This window comes from Agromyces mediolanus (genome assembly GCF_023715325.1).
GTDB lineage: Bacteria > Actinomycetota > Actinomycetes > Actinomycetales > Microbacteriaceae > Agromyces > Agromyces mediolanus_A.
The window spans coordinates 15,109-35,935 of sequence record NZ_JAMBNX010000013.1 but is presented as its reverse complement, the minus strand read 5'-3'; the positions used below and the strand labels follow the sequence as shown (position 1 = coordinate 35,935).

Annotated in this window: 20 protein-coding genes; 14 read left to right on the top strand and 6 right to left on the bottom strand. The window is 72.0% G+C overall.

Annotated features, from left to right (window positions below; translation table 11 throughout):
• Nucleotides 1-192: 192 nt before the first annotated feature.
• From M3147_RS17870 to paaZ, 5 genes are all read left to right on the top strand, one after another.
• The gene (locus tag M3147_RS17870) at nucleotides 193-1,512 is read left to right on the top strand and encodes an MFS transporter (protein ID WP_251204765.1); all 1,320 of its coding nucleotides are present in this window, start codon (nucleotides 193-195) and stop codon (nucleotides 1,510-1,512) included.
• A 224-nt stretch (nucleotides 1,513-1,736) separates the two neighbouring features.
• A complete protein-coding gene (locus M3147_RS17865; RefSeq protein WP_251204764.1) occupies nucleotides 1,737-2,933 on the top strand; it encodes a thiolase family protein in 1,197 nt (398 codons plus the stop codon).
• Nucleotides 2,930-3,679 (top strand): enoyl-CoA hydratase/isomerase family protein, encoded by a 750-nt coding sequence (locus M3147_RS17860; RefSeq protein WP_251204763.1) that lies wholly within the window; start codon nucleotides 2,930-2,932, stop codon nucleotides 3,677-3,679. The genes M3147_RS17865 and M3147_RS17860 overlap by 4 nt, the downstream gene beginning before the upstream one ends.
• A 32-nt stretch (nucleotides 3,680-3,711) precedes the next feature.
• On the top strand, nucleotides 3,712-4,602 hold the full coding sequence (locus M3147_RS17855; protein WP_251204811.1) for a 3-hydroxyacyl-CoA dehydrogenase family protein: 891 nt from the start codon (nucleotides 3,712-3,714) through the stop codon (nucleotides 4,600-4,602).
• A 26-nt stretch (nucleotides 4,603-4,628) separates the two neighbouring features.
• A complete protein-coding gene (paaZ, locus tag M3147_RS17850) occupies nucleotides 4,629-6,725 on the top strand; it encodes a phenylacetic acid degradation bifunctional protein PaaZ (RefSeq protein ID WP_251204762.1) in 2,097 nt (698 codons plus the stop codon).
• Between the two features lie 23 nt (nucleotides 6,726-6,748).
• Here paaZ and M3147_RS17845 read toward each other — a convergent pair whose 3' ends face one another.
• A complete protein-coding gene (locus M3147_RS17845; RefSeq protein WP_251204761.1) occupies nucleotides 6,749-7,273 on the bottom strand; it encodes a CGNR zinc finger domain-containing protein in 525 nt (174 codons plus the stop codon).
• A 26-nt stretch (nucleotides 7,274-7,299) separates the two neighbouring features.
• Between M3147_RS17845 and M3147_RS17840 the strand changes: the two genes are divergently transcribed.
• Nucleotides 7,300-7,497: a hypothetical protein gene (locus M3147_RS17840; protein ID WP_251204760.1), complete on the top strand. Its 198-nt coding sequence runs from the start codon at nucleotides 7,300-7,302 to the stop codon at nucleotides 7,495-7,497.
• Between the two features lie 118 nt (nucleotides 7,498-7,615).
• Here M3147_RS17840 and M3147_RS17835 read toward each other — a convergent pair whose 3' ends face one another.
• Nucleotides 7,616-8,104, bottom strand: a complete 489-nt coding sequence (locus tag M3147_RS17835) for a hypothetical protein (protein ID WP_251204759.1) — start codon at nucleotides 8,102-8,104, stop codon at nucleotides 7,616-7,618.
• The gene (locus tag M3147_RS17830) at nucleotides 8,101-8,523 is read right to left on the bottom strand and encodes a hypothetical protein (protein WP_251204758.1); all 423 of its coding nucleotides are present in this window, start codon (nucleotides 8,521-8,523) and stop codon (nucleotides 8,101-8,103) included. The genes M3147_RS17835 and M3147_RS17830 overlap by 4 nt, the downstream gene beginning before the upstream one ends.
• A 360-nt stretch (nucleotides 8,524-8,883) precedes the next feature.
• Between M3147_RS17830 and M3147_RS17825 the strand changes: the two genes are divergently transcribed.
• Together M3147_RS17825 and M3147_RS17820 are read left to right on the top strand one after the other, a co-directional pair.
• A complete protein-coding gene (locus M3147_RS17825; protein ID WP_251204757.1) occupies nucleotides 8,884-12,018 on the top strand; it encodes a DUF5979 domain-containing protein in 3,135 nt (1,044 codons plus the stop codon).
• Between the two features lie 173 nt (nucleotides 12,019-12,191).
• Entirely contained in the window at nucleotides 12,192-12,656 is a 465-nt protein-coding gene (locus tag M3147_RS17820) for a DUF2871 domain-containing protein (protein ID WP_251204756.1), read from the top strand.
• A gap of 527 nt (nucleotides 12,657-13,183) precedes the next feature.
• Here M3147_RS17820 and M3147_RS17815 read toward each other — a convergent pair.
• Genes M3147_RS17815 through paaI form a run of 3 tightly spaced genes read right to left on the bottom strand, consistent with a single transcriptional unit; the run spans nucleotide 13,184 to nucleotide 15,677 of the window.
• Complete coding sequence (locus M3147_RS17815; protein ID WP_251204755.1) at nucleotides 13,184-13,834, bottom strand: TetR/AcrR family transcriptional regulator; 651 nt, start codon at nucleotides 13,832-13,834, stop codon at nucleotides 13,184-13,186.
• Nucleotides 13,835-13,878: 44 nt separating this feature from the next.
• Nucleotides 13,879-15,216, bottom strand: coding sequence for a phenylacetate--CoA ligase PaaK (gene paaK, locus M3147_RS17810; protein WP_439954210.1), 1,338 nt, complete (start codon nucleotides 15,214-15,216; stop codon nucleotides 13,879-13,881).
• A gap of 44 nt (nucleotides 15,217-15,260) precedes the next feature.
• Nucleotides 15,261-15,677 carry a hydroxyphenylacetyl-CoA thioesterase PaaI gene (gene paaI / locus M3147_RS17805; protein ID WP_251204754.1) on the bottom strand — a complete coding sequence of 139 codons (417 nt, stop codon included), beginning with the start codon at nucleotides 15,675-15,677 and terminating at the stop codon, nucleotides 15,261-15,263.
• 156 nt (nucleotides 15,678-15,833) lie between these two features.
• On the opposite strand from paaI, the gene paaA reads away from it, so the two are divergent.
• From paaA to M3147_RS17775, 6 genes are all read left to right on the top strand, one after another.
• On the top strand, nucleotides 15,834-16,841 hold the full coding sequence (gene paaA / locus M3147_RS17800; protein ID WP_251204753.1) for a 1,2-phenylacetyl-CoA epoxidase subunit PaaA: 1,008 nt from the start codon (nucleotides 15,834-15,836) through the stop codon (nucleotides 16,839-16,841).
• Nucleotides 16,842-16,909: 68 nt separating this feature from the next.
• Nucleotides 16,910-17,239: a 1,2-phenylacetyl-CoA epoxidase subunit PaaB gene (gene paaB, locus M3147_RS17795; RefSeq protein ID WP_251204809.1), complete on the top strand. Its 330-nt coding sequence runs from the start codon at nucleotides 16,910-16,912 to the stop codon at nucleotides 17,237-17,239.
• Nucleotides 17,236-18,165: a 1,2-phenylacetyl-CoA epoxidase subunit PaaC gene (gene paaC, locus M3147_RS17790; protein WP_251204752.1), complete on the top strand. Its 930-nt coding sequence runs from the start codon at nucleotides 17,236-17,238 to the stop codon at nucleotides 18,163-18,165. Before paaB ends, paaC begins: the two co-directional genes overlap by 4 nt.
• Nucleotides 18,166-18,257: 92 nt before the next feature.
• Complete coding sequence (gene paaD, locus M3147_RS17785; protein ID WP_251204751.1) at nucleotides 18,258-18,758, top strand: 1,2-phenylacetyl-CoA epoxidase subunit PaaD; 501 nt, start codon at nucleotides 18,258-18,260, stop codon at nucleotides 18,756-18,758.
• Nucleotides 18,758-19,981 (top strand): 1,2-phenylacetyl-CoA epoxidase subunit PaaE, encoded by a 1,224-nt coding sequence (gene paaE / locus M3147_RS17780; protein WP_251204750.1) that lies wholly within the window; start codon nucleotides 18,758-18,760, stop codon nucleotides 19,979-19,981. The genes paaD and paaE overlap by 1 nt, the downstream gene beginning before the upstream one ends.
• Before the next feature lie 42 nt (nucleotides 19,982-20,023).
• Nucleotides 20,024-20,809, top strand: coding sequence for an enoyl-CoA hydratase/isomerase family protein (locus M3147_RS17775; RefSeq protein ID WP_251204749.1), 786 nt, complete (start codon nucleotides 20,024-20,026; stop codon nucleotides 20,807-20,809).
• Nucleotides 20,810-20,827: the final 18 nt, after the last annotated feature.

Here is a 20,827-nt window from a genome sequence, read left to right as displayed (position 1 = left end):
CCTGCCCGATCCCGCTGACAGCCGATTCAGTCGGCGAAAGTCGGCGGATCCGGCACTTCCAGGATCCCGGACGGATGCGCTACGCTCGGGTTTCCCGACCGACCAATCGGTCAGGAAATGTCCCATGATCCTGCAGGGGTCCCTGCCCGGCATCCCGTGCCGCGCCCCGCCCGACCGAACACCGGAGTTCGCATGTCGACAGCTGTCACCGATCCCGCTCGCACCGAGCGGATGTCCCCCGAGGAGCGGAAGGTGCTCGCGGGCACCCTCGTCGGCACCTCGATCGAGTGGTACGACTTCTTCATCTACGCCCAGGCGGCCGGCCTCGTGCTTGCGCCGCTCTTCCTCGCCCCCGTCGCCGAGTCGAACCCGGGCCTCGCCCAGGTGCTCTCCTTCGCGACCATCGGCATCTCCTTCCTCTTCCGCCCGCTCGGGGCGATCGTCGCCGGCTACCTCGGCGACAAGCTCGGCCGCAAGAAGATGCTCGTCTTCACGCTCATCATGATGGGCCTGTCGACCGCGCTCATCGGCGTGCTCCCGACGTACGCGGCGATCGGCATCGCGGCGCCCATGCTGCTGATCCTGCTGCGCATCCTGCAGGGCTTCTCCGCCGGCGGCGAGTGGGGCGGCGCCGCCCTCATGGCCGTCGAGCACGCGCCGAACGGCAAGCGCGGCTTCTTCGGCGCGTTCCCGCAGATCGGCGTGCCCGTCGGCATGATCCTCGCGACGTTCACGCTCTGGCTGCTGACGAGCTCGATGTCGCCCGAGGCCTTCCTCGAGTGGGGCTGGCGCATCCCGTTCCTGCTCTCGATCGTGCTCATCGTCGTCGGCTACGTCATCCGCCGCGCCGTCGAGGAAAGCCCGGTCTTCGAGGAGCTGCTGCGCCGCCGCAAGGAGTCCTCGGCGCCGCTCGGCCAGCTCTTCCGCCGCAACACCAAGCAGGTGCTGCTGACGGCGGTCATCTTCATCGCGAACAACGCTGCGGGGTACCTCCTCATCGCGTACTTCGCGACCTACGCCGTCGCGGCGCTCGGCATGGATCGTCCCACCGTGCTGCTCGCCACGACGCTCGCTTCGTTCGGCTGGCTGATCTTCACCCTCTGGGGCGGTCGCCTGTCCGATCGGCTCGGGCGGGTGCGCACGTTCCAGATCGGCTACCTGTTCCTCGCGCTGTGGGCGGTGCCGATGTGGTTCCTCATCGACACCGGCAACATCGTCTGGTACTTCGTCGCGCTGTTCGTGATGACGTTCGGCCTCGGCCTGTCCTACGGCCCGCAGGCGGCGCTCTACGCCGAGATGTTCCCGGCGAACGTGCGGTACTCGGGCGTCTCGATCGGCTATGCGCTCGGGGCCATCCTGGGCGGTGCGTTCGCGCCGATGATCGCCGAGGCGCTGATGAACACCTTCCACGCCTCGTGGACGATCGGCCTCTACATCGCGATCGCGGCGGTGATCTCGCTCATCGGCGTCTCGCTCGTGAAGGAGACCAAGGGCGTCGACCTGCTCGACTGACCGCCCCACCGGTCTGTCCACCCCGACTTGCCCGACCTTCATGAAAGTCGGGCAAGTCGGTGGCCTTGACTGGGTTGCCCGACTTTCATGAAAGTCGGGCAAGTCGGTTTTCGGGGTTGGGCGTGCGGGCCGGGGCGGGGCATGCCATAATTACTTTCCGAACGCTCGGTCAGGAATTCGGCCAGGCGAACCGCCCTCGCAGACACCGTAGTCAGGAGACCCGCATGGCCGAGGCCTACCTCGTCGGAGGCGTGCGCACGCCCGTCGGCCGCTACGGCGGCGCCCTCGCCGGGGTGCGCCCCGACGATCTCGCCGCCCTCGTCGTCCGCGAAGCGGTCGCCCGGGCCGGCATCGGCGCCGATCAGGCGGGCGAGCTCGACGAGGTCATCCTCGGCGCCGCGAACCAGGCCGGCGAGGACAACCGCAACGTCGCCAGGATGGCCGTGCTGCTCGCGGGCCTGCCCGACGAGGTGCCCGGCATCACCGTCAACCGCCTCTGCGCCTCCGGCATGTCGGCGGTCACGATGGCCGCGCAGGCGATCCGGGCGGGCGACGCCGAGCTCATCGTCGCGGGCGGCGTCGAGTCAATGACCCGCGCCCCCTGGGTGCAGCAGAAGCCCGAGCGCGCCTGGGCGAAGCCCGGCGCCGCCTACGACACCTCGATCGGCTGGCGCTTCCCGAACCCCGAGCTGCTCGCCCGCGACAAGGCCACCTACGCCATGCCCGAGACCGCTGAGGAGGTCGCGCGGGTCGACGGCATCACCCGGGAGGAGGCGGATGCCTTCGCCCTCCGCTCGCAGCAGCGCGCCGCCGCCGCCATCGCCGCCGGGCGCTTCGAGGCCGAGATCGTGGGCGTCGCGACCCGCGCCGGCGAGGTGCTCGTCGACGAGGGGCCGCGGCCGGAGACGACGCTCGAGGCGCTCGCGGGCCTGCGCCCGGTCGTCGCGGGCGGCTCGGTCGTCACCGCCGGCAACTCGAGCTCGCTGAACGACGGCGCCTCGGCGATCGTCGTGGCGAGCGGCGCCGCCGTCGAACGCTACGGGCTCGTGCCCCGCGCCCGCATCGTCGTCGGCACGAGCGCCGGGCTCGCTCCCGAGATCATGGGGCTCGGGCCGGTGCCCGCGACCGAGAAGGCGCTCGAGCGTTCCGGCCTCGACCTCGACGAGATCGGCTCGATCGAACTCAACGAGGCGTTCGCCACCCAGTCGATCGCCTGCATCCGCCGGCTCGGGCTCGACGAGTCGCGCGTGAACGCCGACGGCGGCGCGATCGCGCTCGGGCATCCGCTCGGTTCCTCCGGTTCGCGCCTGCTCGTGACGCTGCTCGGCCGGATGGAACGCGAGGGCTCCCGCTACGGCCTCGCCACCATGTGCGTCGGCGTCGGCCAGGGCGCCGCGGTCATCCTGGAGTCGGTGCGATGAGCGCCGCGAACGCCCGCGTGCTCCGGGTCGAGCGCCGCGACGACCGGGTCGTGGCGACCCTCGACCGCCCCGAGAAGCGCAACGCGATCGACCAGGCCATGATCGACGAGCTGCACGAGCTCTGCGCCGAGCTCGAGGCCGAGCCGCGCATCCTGATCCTGACGGGAGCGGACGGGGTGTTCGCCTCCGGCGCCGACATCGCCGAACTGCGCGAGCGCCGGGCCGACGACGCCCGGAAGGGCATCAACGCGCACGCCTTCGTGCGCGTCGCCGAACTGCCGATGCCCGTCATCGCCGCGCTCGACGGTTACGCGCTCGGCGGCGGTGCCGAGCTCGCCTACGCCGCAGACCTGCGGCTCGGCACCCCGGCACTGAAGATCGGCAACCCCGAGACCGGCCTCGGCATCCTCGCCGCGGCCGGTGCGAGCTGGCGGCTCCGCGAGATCGTGGGCGACGCCCGCGCCATGGAGCTGCTGCTCACCGGCCGCACCGTCGGTGCCGAGGAAGCCCTCGCCATCGGCCTGGTCTCGGCGGTGCATCCGCCCGAGGAGCTGCTGCCCGCCGCCCATGCGCTCGCCGACCGCATCGCCCGCAACGACCGCGCGGCCACGATGGCGACGAAGCGCGTGTTCCGTGCGCCGCGCGCGGCGCACCCCGCCGTCGACCTCGAGGAGCAGGCGGCGCTGTTCGAGAGCCCGGAGAAGTTCCGGCGGATGACCGAGTTCCTGGAACGGCGGAACGGATGAGCGCGGCGGAACGGATTCGCGCGGCGGAACAGATGCCGGAGGCGGCCCGCGTGCGGGAAGGCGGCGTCGGCGGCGCGCCGGCCGCGGTCGGGGTGCTCGGCGGCGGACGCATGGGCGCGGGGATCGCGCACGCCTTCCTGCTCGCCGGCTCCCGGGTCACGGTCGTCGAGCGCGACGCCGAGGCGGCGGAGGCGGCCGGACGCCGGGTGCGCGACGCCGTCGCCCGGTCGGTCGAACGCGGCACGGCGGACGAGTCGCCGGGCGCCTACGCCGCCCGCTTCGCGACGAGCACTGAGATCTCGGACTTCGCGGCCTGCGGCCTCGTCGTCGAGGCCGTTCCGGAGGAGCTCTCGCTGAAGGCCGACGCCCTCACCCGGGTCGAGGCGGTGCTCCCGCCGGAGGCCGCGCTCGCGACGAACACCTCTTCGATCTCCATCGACGAGCTCGCGGCGCTCCTCGACCGCCCGCACCGCTTCCTCGGCATGCACTTCTTCAACCCGGTGCCCGCCTCGGCGCTCGTCGAACTCGTGCGCGGCGCCGTCACCGAGTCGACGCTGGTGGTCGAGGCGCAGTCGTGGGTGCAGGCGATCGGCAAGACCCCGATCGTCGTGGCGGATGCGCCGGGCTTCGCCTCCTCGCGCCTCGGCGTCGTGCTCGGGCTCGAGGCGATCCGCATGCTCGAGGCCGGCGTCGCCTCGGCGGAGGACATCGACCGGGCCATGACGCTCGGCTACAAGCATCCCGTCGGCCCGCTGCGACTCACCGACCTCGTCGGGCTCGACGTGCGGCTCGGCATCGCCGAGTACCTCGCGAGCACGCTCGGCGAGCGCTTCGAGCCGCCGGCGCTGCTGCGGCGGATGGTCGCCGAGGGCCGCCTCGGCCGCAAGAGCGGCGAGGGCTTCTACCTGTGGGACGCGCCGTGAGCGTGCAGACGAGCGAGAGGAACACGATGAGCGAGAACCGGACGGACGCGGCGCTGCAGAGTTACGTGCAGGATGCCTGGTGGAGCCCGGATGCCTCGGCCGCCACGAGCGAGGTGCGCGACGCCGCCACCGGCGAGGTGGTCGCGCGTGTCTCGACCGAGGGCATCGATCTCGCCGGCGCCCTCGAGCATGCGCGCACCGTCGGCCAGGCGAGCCTCGGCGAGCTCACGTTCCACCAACGCGCCGTGCTGTTGAAGCGGATGGCGCTCGCACTCACCGAGCGAAAGGCCGAGCTCTACGAGCTGTCGAGCCGCACCGGTGCGACGAAGCAGGACTCCTGGGTCGACATCGACGGCGGCATCGGCGTGCTCTTCACCTACTCGAGCAAGGGTCGGCGCGAGATGCCGAACGCGAAGGTGTACGTCGACGGCGCGGTCGAGCAGCTCTCGAAGGACGGCACATTCCTCGGGCGGCATGTGTACACGAGGCTGCCCGGCGTCGCCGTGCAGATCAACGCCTTCAACTTCCCCGTGTGGGGGTCGCTCGAGAAGTTCGCGCCCGCCTTCCTCGCCGGCGTGCCGACGCTCGTGAAGCCCGCGACGCCGAGCGGATACCTCGCCGTCGCGATGGTGCGGATCCTCGTCGAATCGGGCCTGCTGCCCGCCGGCTCGCTCCAGCTCGTCGCGGGAAGCGTGCCCGGCCTCTTCGACGAGCTGCGCCTCGGCGACCTCGTCGCGTTCACCGGCTCCGCGTCGACGGCGGAACGACTGCGCTCGCACGACTCGGTGCAGACCGGCGGCGTGCGCTTCACGAGCGAGACCGACTCGATCAACGCCTCCGTGCTCGGCACCGACGCGACCGCGGGCACGCCCGAGTTCGACGCCTACGTGAAACAGCTCGTCGTCGAGCTCACGACGAAGGCGGGGCAGAAGTGCACCGCCATCCGCCGGGCGATCGTGCCGGAGGCATCCGTCGACGACGTCATCGCCGCAGTGCGCGCCCGCATCGCGGAGCGCGTCGTCGTCGGCGACCCGCGTGCCGAGGGCGTCACGATGGGCCCGCTCGCCTCGACCGAGCAGCGCGACGAGGTGCTGCGCCAGCTCGCGAAGCTCGAGGCCGCGGGCGGGGAGCGCGTCATCGGCGAACCGGGGGAGCCCGAGGTGGTGCGCGCCGACGGCACCCGCGGCACGCTCCCGGACGGTGCCTTCGTCGTACCGACCGTGCTGCGGTTCCAGGATGCCGGCAGCCCGGCCCTGCACGAGGTCGAAGCCTTCGGCCCCGTCTCCTCGATCGTCGGCTACCGCACGCTCGCCGAGGCGGCCGAGCTCGTCGCGCGCGGCGGCGGATCACTCGTCACGAGCGTCGCGACCCACGATCCGGAGGTCGCCGTCGCCCTCGCCGGCACCGTGGCCGCCTACAACGGCCGGCTGCTCTTCCTCGACCGCGACGACGCCCGAACCTCGACCGGGCACGGCTCGCCGCTGCCGAACCTCGTGCACGGCGGCCCGGGCCGGGCCGGCGGAGGCGAGGAGCTCGGCGGCATCCGCGCGGTGCTGCACCACATGCAGCGCACGGCCGTGCAGGGCTCACCCGAGATGCTCACGGCGCTCACGGGCGTGTGGCACGCCGGGGCATCCGCCCGCCCGTACGAGGCGAGTGGCGAGCGCCACCCGTTCCGCAAGTCGCTGGCGGAGCTGCGGATCGGCGACCAGGTGGTGAGCCCGGCGCGCACCGTCTCGCTCGACGACATCGAGACCTTCGCGGCCTTCACCGGCGACACCTTCTACGCCCACATGGACGAGACCTCGGCGGCGGCGAACCCGTTCTTCCCGGGGCGGGTCGCGCACGGGTACCTGCTCGTGTCGTGGGCGGCCGGGCTCTTCGTCGACCCGGAGCCCGGGCCGGTGCTCGCGAACTCCGGGCTGGAGAACCTGCGCTTCGTGACGCCCGTCTCGCCGGGCGACGACATCCGGGTGGAGCTCACGGCCAAGCAGATCACGCCGCGCGAGACCGACGAGTACGGCGAGGTGCGCTGGGACGCGGTGCTGCGCAACCAGCGCGACGAGCTCGTGGCGAGCTACGACGTGCTGACCCTCGTCGCGAAGGAGCCGCTCACCGCGTAGCCCGCGCCCGGCGGGTGGGCTGGTCAGCGGGCGGCGTGCCGCTCGCGGTGCCGGCGGACGGCTGCTCGGTTCGCGCAGCGCACGGAGCAGTAGCGCTGGCGGCCGTTGCGGGTCACATCGACGACGACGTGCGTGCAGGGGGATGCCTCGCAGCGGCCGAGCCGGTCCATCCCGCGGGTTGTGAGGTGCAGTGCCGTACCCACCGAGATGACCGCGGCGAGCACCTCGGGGAGCGTCTGCAGGTCGTCGCGGTAGTGCAGGTGCCAGCCCTCGCCGTCGTGGTCGGTGAGTCGCGGGTACGCGGCGACCGCCGCCATCTGGGCGTTCAGGATGCCGGCGCGCTCGGGGGCGTTCGGCGCATCCACGACCTCGAGCCACGCATCGATCATCCGGCGCGTACCGGCGTGGTCCTCGGCGTGCACCGGGAACGTCATCGTCATGCCGAACTCGCGCGTGCGCGCCTCGATGCCGGCGCGGTCGTCGGGCCAGTCGTCGGCGAGTGAGGCGGCGAGCAGCACCGCGTACTCACCGTAAGGGTTGAGGTGCATAAGGGCATTACATCATCGTGGAGGGTATGACCGGAAGCCTCACGACCCAGGCGCCCCACGCGGTGCCGACCGGGCACGAGCACGGCTGGCTCGTCGAGTCGGCGCATCGCACCTCCGACGGGATCGTGCAGTACGTGCGCTGCGCCGTCTGCGGTGCACGCCGGGTGGATGTCGCGGCCATCCCGATCCCTGTCCCCGCCGCCGCGAGCCGCGTGGTCGGCTGACGCCCGCTTCGACAAGCTCAGCGAACCAGGGGGCGCTTCGACAGGCTCAGCGGGCCAGGGGCGCTTCGACAAGCTCAGCGAACCACTGGTTCGCTGAGCCCGTCGAAGCGCGGCTCCCTCAACTGGACGGGATGTTCATGACCGGGCAGTCGGCTCGGGCGCGTTCGAGGTCGTCGACGAACTCCCACGGGATCCAGGGTGCGGTGTCGTAGGTGTCGCGGAACCGCTCTTCACTCGGGCGCTCCGGGGCGTCCCAACCGTGCGAGCGCAGACACTCCTCGATCTCCTGGTACCAGCGGTAGGCGGTCGTGAACTCTTCATCGGTGAGGCCGGCGTCTGCGTCGACGCCCGCCTCCTCCAGACAGGCCAGGTTGTCCGCCTCGAACGCCGCTTCCTGCTCGGGCGGATAGTTGGCGAGGATCGCGCCCTGCGCATCGAGGCTCACGTCCCATCCGCGATCCGAGAGGCACGCCGTGCGGGCCTGAGCGACGTCCATCCCGCTGAACAGCGAGCCCGGATCGACCGGTGGTGGTTCGCTCGCGCTGCAGCCCGCGAGGGCTGCCACGACGAGCGCCGCGGCCGCGGCTGCGATCGTGCGGGTGCTCACGCCTGGCAATACCGCGAGGCCTTGGTCACGTTGCCGCTGGCGGTGAGGCCGTACGCGTAGAAGTTTCCTGCGCCGGAGGTGATCCACTTGTATCCCCACGGGGCGTACGTTGCCGACCTGCCGAGGTAGACGGTTCCGATGGGGCCGAGATTGTCTTTCCGGTTGAGCTGGAACTTCACATCGCCCCGAGCGGTCGCGCTCGTGCCGACCCAGATCGCGGGCCAGGACCGGCATTCGATGACGCCGGTGACCGACCTCATGCCGACGGCCTGCGCCGGGGCGGGTGCAGCTGCGGCGAGCAGGAGTGCGGCTGCGGCCGACGCTGCGGCCGCCCCGAGTCGAGCGCGCCGCCACGGGGTGCCTCGCCGCTTCGATGTGAGGTGCGTTCCGGTCGCGGTGGTCTGGTTCTGATGCTCCATGGTTCTCCTCGATTCGTTGGAGTGGTGGAACCATGTCTAGCGGAAATGCAGGTAGACACGCTAGAGGTAGAAACACTGCAAATGGCGCACCGGGAGAAGTTCAGTCGAACCGGCGTCATGATCCGGCCGATCCGCCATCTCTCAAGTGGCGGCACTGACGGCCGCCCGTCCTGACCCGACAGGACGCCCGGTCCGCGCCCGAACGCGAACCGGCGCTCGCATTGCGCGCGGACGTGCCCGGCACGTCCGCGCGCAGGCGCGTGCTTCGCGCACGCTCCTTCCGTGCATCCTCCCGACGGGTCGCCGTGCGGTCTTCCCCGGACCGCTCGGTCGGACGCACCCGAAGGAAGGAATGCAGTCTTGTCGAGCCTCGTGCGTGCGGTCAGCCCCGGCCGCCACCGCGGAGCGAGGGCAGCCATCGCGGCTGTGCTCAGCCTCCTCCTCGCCGTCGTCGCGAACGTCTTCATCGCGGTGCCCGCCGCGAACGCGGCACCCGGCACTCCGATCTCCATCGACGACGTCCGGTTCACCACGTCGAAGATCCCCGACGGCAGCCGTCAAGAGCTCACCGTCGACTGGAGCGTGCCCGGCGAGGCAGCCAACCCGGTCGCCGTCGTCGTGGACCTCCCCGATGGCCTTCGCGGCTTCGCCGACCGATTCCCGATGCTCGACCCCGACGGCGTGGCCGCCGGCGAGTGCGTCGTCGACGCCGAGCAGATCACCTGCACCGTCGACCCCGGGTACATCGAGGGGCACGAGCTCGGGATGCGGGGCTCCTTCACCTTCCTCGCGGACGTCTGGCTCGAGAACCTCGAGACCGTCGAGCACGTCTTCGACTTCGGCACCGTGCAGACCCCGGTGACGGTCGAGCCCAACCCCGACCGCTGCACCGAGAACTGCGAGTTCGGCGGCTGGGACGCCTGGAAGAGCGGCTCCTACCAGAACCTCGAGGACACCATCAGCTGGTGGGTCGGCGTTCCGAGCGGCCCCGACGGCATCCCCGCCGATCAGCGCGTCGCCGTCGAGGACGTGCTCGACCCGACCGTCTTCGAGCTCGTCGGCGAGCCTCGCGTGCTCGAGGCCCGCTCGCTCGCCTACGACTCGCTCGGCCGGCAGTCGCCGCAGTTCGCCTGGAAGCCGAGCTCGGAGTACACCGTCTCGAACAACGGGCTCCGCGTCGAGTTCACCTCCGTCGCCGGACTCGGCGACGCCGCCCCCGAGGGCCAGCAGGGCATCACCGGCTCCGTCTACGAGGTCGTCTGGACCGTCAAGGTGCTCGACCTCGGCAAGGCGAAGACGTACACGAACGTCGCGAACTGGGAGATCGAGGGGGAGCGCAGCGGCACCACCACGGGAACCGCGACCCGCTACTCGGGCTCCGGCACGGTCGTCGGAACGAACTTCGGCAAGTTCCGCCTGACGAAGGAGCTCGCCGGTGACACCTCGCTCACGCCCGCGTTCACCGTGAACTACACGAGCGAGCTCGACGGTGTCGTCACCGAGGAGAAGCCGATCACGATCCACGCGGGCGAGTCGTTCCTGAGCGAGGAGCTGTTCCGAGGCACGACGATCACGCTCGACGAGCTGACGCCCGCCGAGCCCGCGAACGTGGACTGGGCCGACCCGGTGTTCGTGCTCCCCGACGGCACCCGCACCGACCGCGTCGAACTCACCCTCGACGGGACGCAGGGCAAGCTCGGCCAGATCACCGACATCCGCCTCGAGAACCGCGCCACGCTGCAGCGGGCCTCCCTCGGCGCCGCCAAGACCGTCGTGAACCCCGACGGCATGCGCATCCCCGGCGACACGAGCTTCACCCTGAACTACCGCTGGGCCGCGAACGCCGAGCTCGGCATCCCCGCCGGCGGCGGCTCGGTGCAGCTGCCGCTCGACGGCAGCCGCGTCGACATCCCGGGGCTGCCCGTCGGCGCCGAGGTGGCGTTCTCCGAGTCGGCACCCGCCGCGGTGCCGGGCGCGAGCTGGCAGCAGCCGGTCATCGAGCCCGCCAGCGTCACCGTCGGCGCCGACTCGGCCGAGGTGCAGGTGCAGGTGACGAACACGCTCACCCGCGACCTCGGCTCCTTCGAGATCCTGAAGCGCCTCGGCGGCGCCGGCTCCGGCCTCGTCGACGACCCGACCTTCACGGTGCAGTGGTCGTATCCGGCCGACCCGGAGCGCGGCGTCTACGAGGCCGGCAGTGGCACGGTCGAGGTCACGGCCGGCGGTGATCCGGTCGCGGTCGAGGGGCTGCCCGCGGGCGCGGTCGTCACGCTCGAGGAGCTGCTCGAGCAGGTCGAGGGCGGCACCTGGCAGGAACCCGTCTTCAGCGAGAAGACGTTCACCGTCGTGAAGGGCACCCGCATCGCGGTCGATCTCGACAACGAGCTCGCCCTGAACACCGGGGAGTTCTCGGTCGTCAAGCGTCTCGAGGGCACCGGCGCCGGGCTCGTCCCCGCCACCGACTCCTTCACGGTGCGGTACGAGTACGACGCGGGGATCGGCTTCGGCGCGGGCTCGGGCGAGCTCGTCGTGCGCGCCGACGGGCAGGCCGTCTCGAGCGGTCCCCTGCCCTACGGCGCCGTGCTGCGGCTCACCGAGCTGGCGCCCGCCCCGGTCGTCGGCGCCACCTGGTCCGAGGGATACGTCTTCTCGCCCGACACCGTCACCATCGGCGACGGCACGACCGTCGAGGTGAGCCTCACCAACACGATCACCCGCGACGTCGGCGCGATCGAGCTGCGCAAGCAGCTCGAGGGCACCGGCGCGCACCTCGTCGGCAGCGACCGGGAGTACACCTTCACGTACGAGTACCCGGCGGGCGCCGCCTGGGACGCGGCCGGCCCGACCGAGGTGGTGGTGCCCGGCGACGGCAGCACCGTCACCGTCGCCGACCTTCCGGCCGGCGCGGTCGTGACGATCCGCGAGCTCGAGCCCGAGGCGGTCGAGGGCGGCAGCTGGGGTGCGCCCCGCTTCTCGGAGTCGAACGTCGTGACGGTCGGGAAGGATGCCTCCACCGAGGTGGTCGTCGTCAACACGCTCGAGCTGAACGCGGGCTCCTTCGCCGTGCGCAAGCAGGTCGAGGGCAGCGGAGCCGGGCTGCTCCCGAAGGGCACGGAGTTCACGGTGCGGTACAGCTACCCCGCCGGCCCGGGCTTCGAGGCCGGGGCGGGCGTGCTGACGGTGACCGGCGGGGGCGTCGCGACGAGCGATCCGCTCCCGTACGGGGCCCGGGTGAGCCTCAGCGAGGTGACCCCGGCGGCCGTCGACGGCGCCGAGTGGGCAGCCGTCCACTTCAGTGCCGACTCGATCGTGATCGGTGACGGCACGGTCGCCGAGATCGTGCTGACGAACACGCTCGAGCGCACGGGCGGCGAGGCGGACCTCGCGTCGACGGGCGTCGACGGCGTCGGCGCCGCCCTCCTCGGCGGCCTCGCCCTCCTCGCGGGTCTCGCGTTCCTCGTCGGAGGCGCGCTGCGCCGCCGCCGCACCGCATAGCCCGCGCCCGGGAGTTGCCCGACTTTCATGGAAGTCGGGCAACTCGGGGTTCGGGGCGCGAGTCGGCGGTGAACGTTCGATGGATGCGGCGGGGCGCGGGCCGGAGCAGACTGCACGTGAGCGTGCCCGCGAGCCCGCCCGCCCGCCCCCCCCGCGAACCGGAAGGACGCCCCATGAACCGCCTCTTCACCGCCGCCGTCGTCTACCTCGTGCTCGGCCTCGGCTCCGGCCTCTTCTACCGGGAGTTCACGAAGGCGAACGACTTCGTCGAGGGCGGTGCGACGCAGCTCTCGGTCGTGCACACGCACCTGCTGACGCTGGGCTTCCTTGCGATGCTCATCGTGCTCGCCCTCGAGCGCGTCTTCGCGCTGAGCGCGTCGCCGCTGTTCGGCTGGTTCTTCTGGGTCTACAACGCGGGCGTGCTGCTCACGAGCGCCATGATGGTCTGGCACGGCTCGCTGACGGTGCTCGGCGAGGAGTCGAACGCGGCGATCGCCGGCATCGCCGGGCTCGGACACATCGTCGTGACGGCCGGGCTCGTGCTGCTGATGATGGCGCTCCGGAAGGGCATCGTCGCGGCGAAGGCCGCTCCGGTGGGCGGTGCGCCGGCGGATGCCTCAGCCGCCGAGACCGTCTGAGGCATCCGACCGGCGCCCGTCTGAGGCATCCGACCGAGGTGAGCGACCGCGCCGAGGCGACGGCCGCCCAGGAATAGGGCGATCCTCGGATGCCGGGTGGCCACCTCAGCGCCGAGGCTGAATGTCGACAACGGAGGAGTCGACATGCACATCTCGGAGACAGCGTTCCCGCACCTCGTGGCAGCGGCGGACGAGCGGATGACTCGTGAGCTCGAGCAGCGCCGGGTGGCCGGCGAGCGGCGGAGCGAGGCGCAGGGGGCAGGGCAGCCGGCCAGCCGTGGCGAAGCCGTTGAGCGGCCGCGGCGCGGGTGGCTGCGGCGCCACTTCGGCACCGCTGCGCCAGCACGGATGGCGCGTTCGCACTGAAGTGGCGCGCGCGCTGATGTGGCGCGTGCGTGCTGATGTGGCGCGTGCGTGCTGAAGTGGCGCGCGGGCAATGGAGTGGCGCGCGCGCACTGAAGTGGCGCGCGCGTGCTGATGTGGCGCGCGCGGGGCCGGCGGAGCGTGCAGCCCGCGCGCCCCGGCGGTCAGCCGAGCAGTTCCTCGACGCGGTTCGAGGTGGGCATGCGCAGGCCGTCGAGGGCGATCGCGATCACGTCGTCGGCGAGGCCGTCGGCGTTCTCGCGGCCGCCGGGCCGGTACCACTCGACGATCGAGTTGATCATGCCGAACGCGAGCCGTGAGACGACGCTCGCGTCGATGTCGCTGCGCAGCGATCCCTCGCGCTGGGCGTCGGCGACGAGGGCGGTCACCCGCTTGTCGAAGTCGCGGCGGCGGGCGAGCGCGCGCCGCTCGACCTCGGTGTTGCCCCGCACCCGGAGCAGCAGGGTGACCGAGGGCAGCTGCTCGACGAGCACGTGCACCGCCCCGCGCAGCACCCGGTCGAGCCGATCTGCGGCGCGATCGACCGTTGGCCCCTCGACGAGCTCGGGGCGGGCGGCGTCGGCGACGACGGCCTCGAGTCCGCTGAGGGCGGTGTCGAGCGCCTGGTCGAGGATCTCGTCCTTCGACGCGAAGTGGTGGTAGATCGCCGACTTCGAGAGTCCGAGCCGCTCGGCGAGCACACCCATCGAGGTGGCGTCGTAGCCGTACTCGTTGAACGCTGCGACGGCGACGTCGAGGATGCCCTGCCGGTCGTACCCCGGGCGCCCGCGACGCATGCTCTGGTTCTCGGTCATCGGCATCAGTCTCTCACCAGGGCGGTGCCCCCCGGCATCCATGCTCAGCGCAGGTCGTACACCCGCCGGTACTTGCCCTCGCTGCGGGGCAGTGCGCCGGGCTCCTCGAGCCGCACGGCCACGGTCGAGCCGATGTGCACCTTGATGCGCTCGGCGAGCACGACCGCCGCTGCCTCGCACGTCTCGATCGAGAGCGCGGGGTGCCGTTCGATGCGCACGGTGAGCGCATCCATCCGCCCCTCCTTCGTGAGCTCCAGCACGAAGTGCGGTGTGAGCTGCTCGATGCCGAGCACGAGCTCCTCGATCTGCGTCGGGAACAGGTTCACGCCGCGCAGGATGATCATGTCGTCGTTGCGGCCGGTGATCTTCTCGATGCGCCGCATGCCGGGCCGCGCGGTGCCGGGCAGCAGTCGGGTGAGGTCGCGCGTGCGGTACCGGATGACGGGGAACGCCTCCTTCGTGAGCGAGGTGAACACGAGTTCACCGCGCTCGCCGTCGGGCAGCGGCGCACCCGTGTCGCCGTCGATCACCTCGGGCAGGAAGTGGTCCTCCCAGAGGTGCGGGCCGTCCTTCGTCTCGAGGCATTCGTTGCCGACGCCGGGCCCCATCACCTCGCTGAGCCCGTAGATGTCGAGCGCGTCGAGGCCGAGCCGCTGCTCGAGCTCGTGCCGCATCTCGTTGGTCCACGGCTCGGCGCCGAGCACGGCGACCTTGAGCGAGGTCGCGCGCGGGTCGATGCCCTGCTCGGCCATGCAGTCGGCGATGGTCAGCAGGTAGCTCGGGGTGCAGAGGATGGCGTCGGGCTCGAAGTCCATGATGAGCTGCACCTGGCGCGCGGTCTGCCCGCCCGACATCGGGATGACGGTCGCGCCGAGCGCCTCGATCCCGGCGTGCGCGCCGAGCCCGCCGGTGAACAGCCCGTAGCCGTAGGCGTTGTGCACCTTCATGCCGGCCCGGATGCCGCTCGCCCGCAGCGAGCGGGCGACGAGCGAGCCCCAGCGCTCCAGGTCGCCCTTCGTGTAGCCGACGACGGTGGGCCGGCCGGTGGTGCCGCTGGAGGCGTGGATGCGAGCCACCTCGGCCATCGGCACGGCGAACATGCCGAAGGGGTAGGTCTCGCGCAGGTCGGCCTTCGTGGTGAAGGGCAGGCGGGCGACGTCGGTGAGCGAACGGATGTCGCGGGGGTGCACGCCGGCCTCGTCGAACTTGCGCGTGTAGAGCGGCACCCGCTCGTACGCGTGCGCGACGGTGCGCTGCAGGCGCTCGAGCTGGAGGGCCTCGATGCCGGCGCGGTCGAGCCGCTCCTCGGGGTCGAGTTCGGCGGGCGCGGGCGTGTGCAGCCCGGAGACGGAGGCGGTGCGGGGGATGGTCGTCGTCGACACGGTGGCTCCTGAAGGTGGGAAGGGTGCTGGAGGGCTGGCCGGGCTCAGAACGTGCGGTTCGTCGAGATGGAGCGGCCGCGGAACTCGGCGACCGGCTCGCCCTGCTCGTCGACCACGGAGACGTCGTAGAGGCCGGTGCGACCCGAGCGGGTGCGGCGCACGGCGGTCGCGGTCAGCGTCTGACCGGGCACGGTGGACTTCAGGAAGGCGATGTCGGCGCCCGCGGCGACGGTGACCCGCTCGTCCTCGTTGCAGGAGATCGCGAAGGCCGTGTCGGCGAGGGCGAACACGAGGCCGCCGTGCGTGATGCCGAAGCCGTTCGTCATCTCCTCGCGCACGACCATGCTGACGACGGCGTGGCCGGGATCGTCGCGCTCGACGACGAGGCCCAGCCAGGCGGCCGCGCGATCGCGCTGCATCATCTCGCGGTTCAGCGCGGGTTCGGTCGCGGCATCCGTCATCTGGCACTCCTCATCGAGTTCAGCGCGCCGTTGCTGCGGCGTCTGGATCGACTATATACTAACTGAACGATCGGTTGGTAATATCGGATGCCACGGGCGCCCGCGCTCGACACGGCGAGCCGAACCCGGCCGCCCGCAGAGACACAGGAGTCGACGATGACCGCACCAGCAGAGCTGCGCCGAGCGAGCGAGCCGGCCGAGCCCACGGCCGACGACCTCGCAGGGCAAGCCGCCTTCGATGAACTCATCGCCGCCGACTCCCGTATCGAGCCGCGCGACTGGATGCCCGAGGCATACCGCAAGACGCTCATTCGCCAGATCAGCCAGCACGCGCACTCCGAGATCATCGGCATGCAGCCCGAGTCCAACTGGATCAGCCGTGCCCCGAGCCTGAAGCGCAAGGCGATCCTCATGGCGAAGGTGCAAGACGAGGCGGGCCACGGCCTCTACCTCTACTCCGCCGCGCAGACCCTCGGCATCGGCCGCGAAGAGATGATGCGCCAGCTCATCGAGGGCCGCGCCCGCTACTCCTCGATCTTCAACTACACGACGCCCACCTGGGCCGACATGGGCGCCATCGGCTGGCTCGTCGACGGCGCCGCGATCTGCAACCAGGTGCCGCTCTGCCGCGCCTCGTACGGCCCGTACGGCCGGGCGATGGTGCGCATCTGCAAGGAGGAGTCGTTCCACCAGCGGCAGGGCTTCGAGATCCTGCTCGAGCTCATGCAGGGCACCGAGGCCCAGCGGCAGATGGCGCAGGACGCCGTGAACCGGTGGTACTGGCCGAGCCTCATGATGTTCGGCCCGCCCGACGACGAGTCGCCGAACTCGGCGCAGTCGATGGCGTGGAACATCAAGCGCTTCTCCAACGACGAGCTGCGCCAGCGCTTCGTCGGCATGCTCGTGCCGCAGGCCGAGGTGCTCGGCGTCACCCTGCCCGACCCGGAGCTGGCGTGGAACGAGGAGCGCCAGGCCTACGACCTGAGCGAGATCGACTGGACCGAGTTCCACGAGGTGCTCGCCGGTCGCGGACCCGCGAACGCCGAGCGGCTGCGCCGCCGCCGCGAGGCGCACGAGGCCGGCGCCTGGGTGCGCGAGGCCGCCGCCGAGTACGCGCGCAAGCAGGCGGACCGCGCCGCCGAGCTCGCCGGGGCGGTGGCGTGATGTCGACGCCGGGGGCTTCGGCGGGCCAGGCGGGCGCTTCGACGGGCTCAGCGAACCAGGCGGGCGCGGTGGGGCAGGCGGGCGCTTCGACGGGCTCAGCGAACGAGGCGGGCTCAGCGGACCAGTGGCCGCTCTGGGAGGTCTTCGTGCGTGCCGGGCGCGGGCTCAGCCACGTGCACGTCGGCTCGCTGCACGCGCCCGACGCCGAACTCGCGGTGCGAAACGCCCGCGACCTCTACACCCGGCGCGGAGAGGGCGTCTCGATCTGGGTCGTCCCCGCCGACGCCGTGACGACGAGCGACCCCGACGCGAAGGGCGCCTTCTTCGAGAGCCCCGCCGGCAAGAACTACCGGCACGCCGTCTACTACACGAAGAGCGAAGGGGTGAAGCACCTGTGATCCTTCGACAGGCTCAGGACGGCGTCCCTCGACCGGCTCAGGACGGCGTCCTTCGACCGGCTCAGGGAACGGCGGACACGCACGGCGACGTCTCCGTCGACCGGCTCGCGCTCGCCGAGGAGCTCGCCGGCACCGGCTCCGCGTCCGGGCCGGGCGACGGCGCCCGGATCGCCCCGCCCGAGACGGCCGAGTACGCCCTCCGGCTCGGCGACGACGCCCTCGTGCTCGCGCAGCGGCTCGGCGACTGGATCACCCGCGCCCCCGAGCTCGAGGAGGACGTCGCACTCGGCAACATCGCCCTCGACCTCATCGGCCATGCGCGTTCGCTGCTGCACTACGCCGGCACCGCGACGGGCCGCAGCGAAGACGACCTCGCGTACTGGCGCGACGAGCCCGAGTGGCGCAACGCCTGGCTGTTCGAGCAGCCGAACGGCGACTTCGCGTGCACGATCGCGCGCCAGCTCCTCGCCTCGTGCTACTGGTTCGAGCTCTACACGGCGCTCTCGGCATCCGCCGATCCGACCCTCGCCGCCGTCGGCGCGAAGGCCGTCAAGGAGGTCGACTACCACCGCGACCACGCCGTGCAGTGGACGCTCCGCCTCGCGGGCGGCACCGAGGAATCGCGCCGCCGGATGATCCAGGGCGTCGCCGACGTCTGGCCGTACCTCGACGAGCTGTTCGAGGACGACGACCTCACGAGCCGGCTCTCGGCCGAGGGGATCGCCGTGCAGCCGTCGACGCTGCGGGCCGGTGCCGAGGCGGCGATCGCGCAGGTGTTCGCCGAGGCGGAGCTCGAGCCCCCCGCGGGACGCACCGCGTTCACTGCCTCGGGCGGGGGCCGCCGCGGCTCGCACACCGAGCACCTCGGGCCGCTCCTCGCGGAGCTGCAGGTGCTGGCCCGCCAGCACCCGGGAGCATCGTGGTAACCCCCGCTCGGGCCGCCGCCCCCCACCTCGACTTGCCCGACTTTCATGAAAGTCGGGCAAGTCGAGGGGGTGGCGAGGCCGTCGCGCGGCCGGTGCCGAGCGATCCGGCGGCGCGCCGGGCGTGGGACGTCGCCGCGACCGTCACCGACCCCGAGATCCCGGTGCTCACGATCGAAGACCTGGGCGTGCTCCGTTCGGTCGAGCTCACCGCGGATGGCGCGGTGCAGGTGCGGCTCACTCCGACCTACAGCGGATGCCCCGCGCTCGACGCGATGCGCGACGACGTGCTGCTCGCCCTCACCGCGGCCGGCTACGCCGAGGTGCGCGTCGAGCTCGTGCTCGCTCCCGCCTGGACGACCGACTGGATGAGCGACGCCGGTCGGGAGAAACTGCGCCGCTACGGCATCCAGGCTCCGTCCGGCCGCGCGGCCGCGCGCGACGCCGGGCCGGTGCGGCTCGCCCTCGCGGTGAAGTGCCCACGCTGCGACTCGCTGCACACCCGCGAGATCGCCCGTTTCGGGTCCACCTCGTGCAAGGCGCTCTACGAGTGCCTCGACTGCCTCGAGCCCTTCGACTACTTCAAGGTGCTCTGATGGCCGCCCGCAACCTCGGATCGACGACCCAAGGAGTCGGAGCACCGGCCGACCGTGACGTCGCGACCGCCTCGGCGCTGCTGCGCTCCGCCGTCGGCGGCGAGGCGCCGACGAAGCGGCCCCGCGCCCGCTTCCACCGGCTCCGGGTCGCGGAAGTGCGGCGGCTCACGGCGGATGCCGTCGAGGTGACCTTCGCCGTGCCCGCCGAGCTCGCCGCGGCGTACGACTACCTGCCCGGGCAGTACGTCGCCCTGCGCAAGGAGCTCGACGGCTACGAACGCCGCCGCAGCTACTCGCTCTGCCGGCCGCCGGAGCCCGCGGCCGACGGGCTCGGCACGAGCATCTCGGTCGCCATCAAACGCGACCTCGGCGGAGTGTTCTCCAGCTGGGCCACCAGTGAGCTCGCGGCCGGCGACGAGCTCGACGTGATGAGCCCGCAGGGCACCTTCACCTCGACGCTCGCGGAGCTCGACGGCAAGCACGTCGTCGGCATCGCCGCCGGGAGCGGCATCACCCCGCTGATGGCGCTCGCGCACGCGGTGCTCGCCCGCTCGTCCGACGCGACCTTCGAGCTCGTCTACACGAACCGCTCGACGCTCGACGTGATGTTCCTCGAGGAGCTCGCCGAGCTGAAGGACCGCTACCCGGCGCGCCTCGCGCTGCACCACGTGCTCTCCCGGGAGCAGCGCACTGCGCCGCTCCTCTCGGGCCGCATCGACGCCGCGAAGCTCGACGCGATGCTCGAGCACCTGATCCGGCCGGAGACGGTCGACGAGTGGTTCCTCTGCGGCCCGATGGAGCTGGTGCAACTCGCTCGCGACGCGCTCGAGTCGAGGGGGGTCCCCGCCGCCCGGGTGCGCTACGAGCTGTTCACCACCGACGCCGACCGGGGAGCGGAGCCGCGGAGCGGCCGACCGGTCGAGATCGTCGCGGGCGAGCAGACGGTCACGATCGAGTTCACCCTCGACGGGCAGTCGTCCACGGTCGAGAGCCCGGTCGCCGCGAACGAGACGATCCTGAACGCGGCGCTGCGGGTGCGGCCGGACGTGCCGTTCGCGTGCGCGGGCGGGGTCTGCGGCACGTGCCGGGCCCGGGTCGTCGACGGCAGCGTGCAGATGACCGAGAACTATGCGCTCGAGCCGGACGAACTGGAGCGCGGGTATGTGCTCACCTGCCAGTCGCACGTGAAGGGCGAGCGGGTGACGGTGGACTATGACGTGTGAGCCGGGGCGCGACGCGGGCCGGCCGGTGAAGGGGGAGCCGCGATGATCCGCTTCGAGGTCGACGGCGGGGTGGCCGAGCTCGTGCTCGACGCGCCCGACAAGCTGAATGCGCTCGACGAGTCGGCGCTCGGCGAGCTCGCGACGGCCCTCGCGGAGGCCGAACGGCTCGCCGACGCGGGAGAGCTGCGTGCGCTCGTGCTGCGCGGCGAGGGGCGGGCGTTCTGCGCCGGGCGGGATATCTCGCGCGTCGACCCCCGCGAGGACGACGTCGAGGGCTATCTCGGCGGACTCGTCGAGCCGCTCCTGCAGCGTCTCGCCGGGCTGCCCGTGCCGACCTTCGCGGTCGCGCACGGCGCGTGCCTCGGCGTCGGGCTGGGCCTGCTGATCGCGAGCGACGTCGTGTACGTCGCGGACACCGCGAAGATCGGCTCGCCGTTCGCGGCGCTCGGCGCGACGCTCGACTCCGGCGGGCACGCGCTGTTCTTCGAGCGGCTCGGCGCGCACCGCACCATGGACCTGATCGTCACCGGCCGGCTGATGACGGGGGAGGAGGCCGTCGCGGCCGGCCTCTTCTCGCGCGTGTTCCCGGCGGAAGAGGTGCTCGCGGCGGCCCGCGAGGCTGCGCGCGCCGCGGCATCCGGGGCCACCCTCGCCTTCGTCGCCTCGAAGCGGCTCATCGCCGCGCTCCGCGACGAGCGGCTCGGGCTCTGGGCCTCGATGGCCGAGGAGAACCGGGCCCAGGCCGCCCTCTGCGATACGGCCGACTACCGCGAGGGCTTCGCGGCGTTCCAGCAGAAGCGCCGTCCGGAGTTCACAGGCCGCGCCTGACCGCCGCCCGCCCCTCCG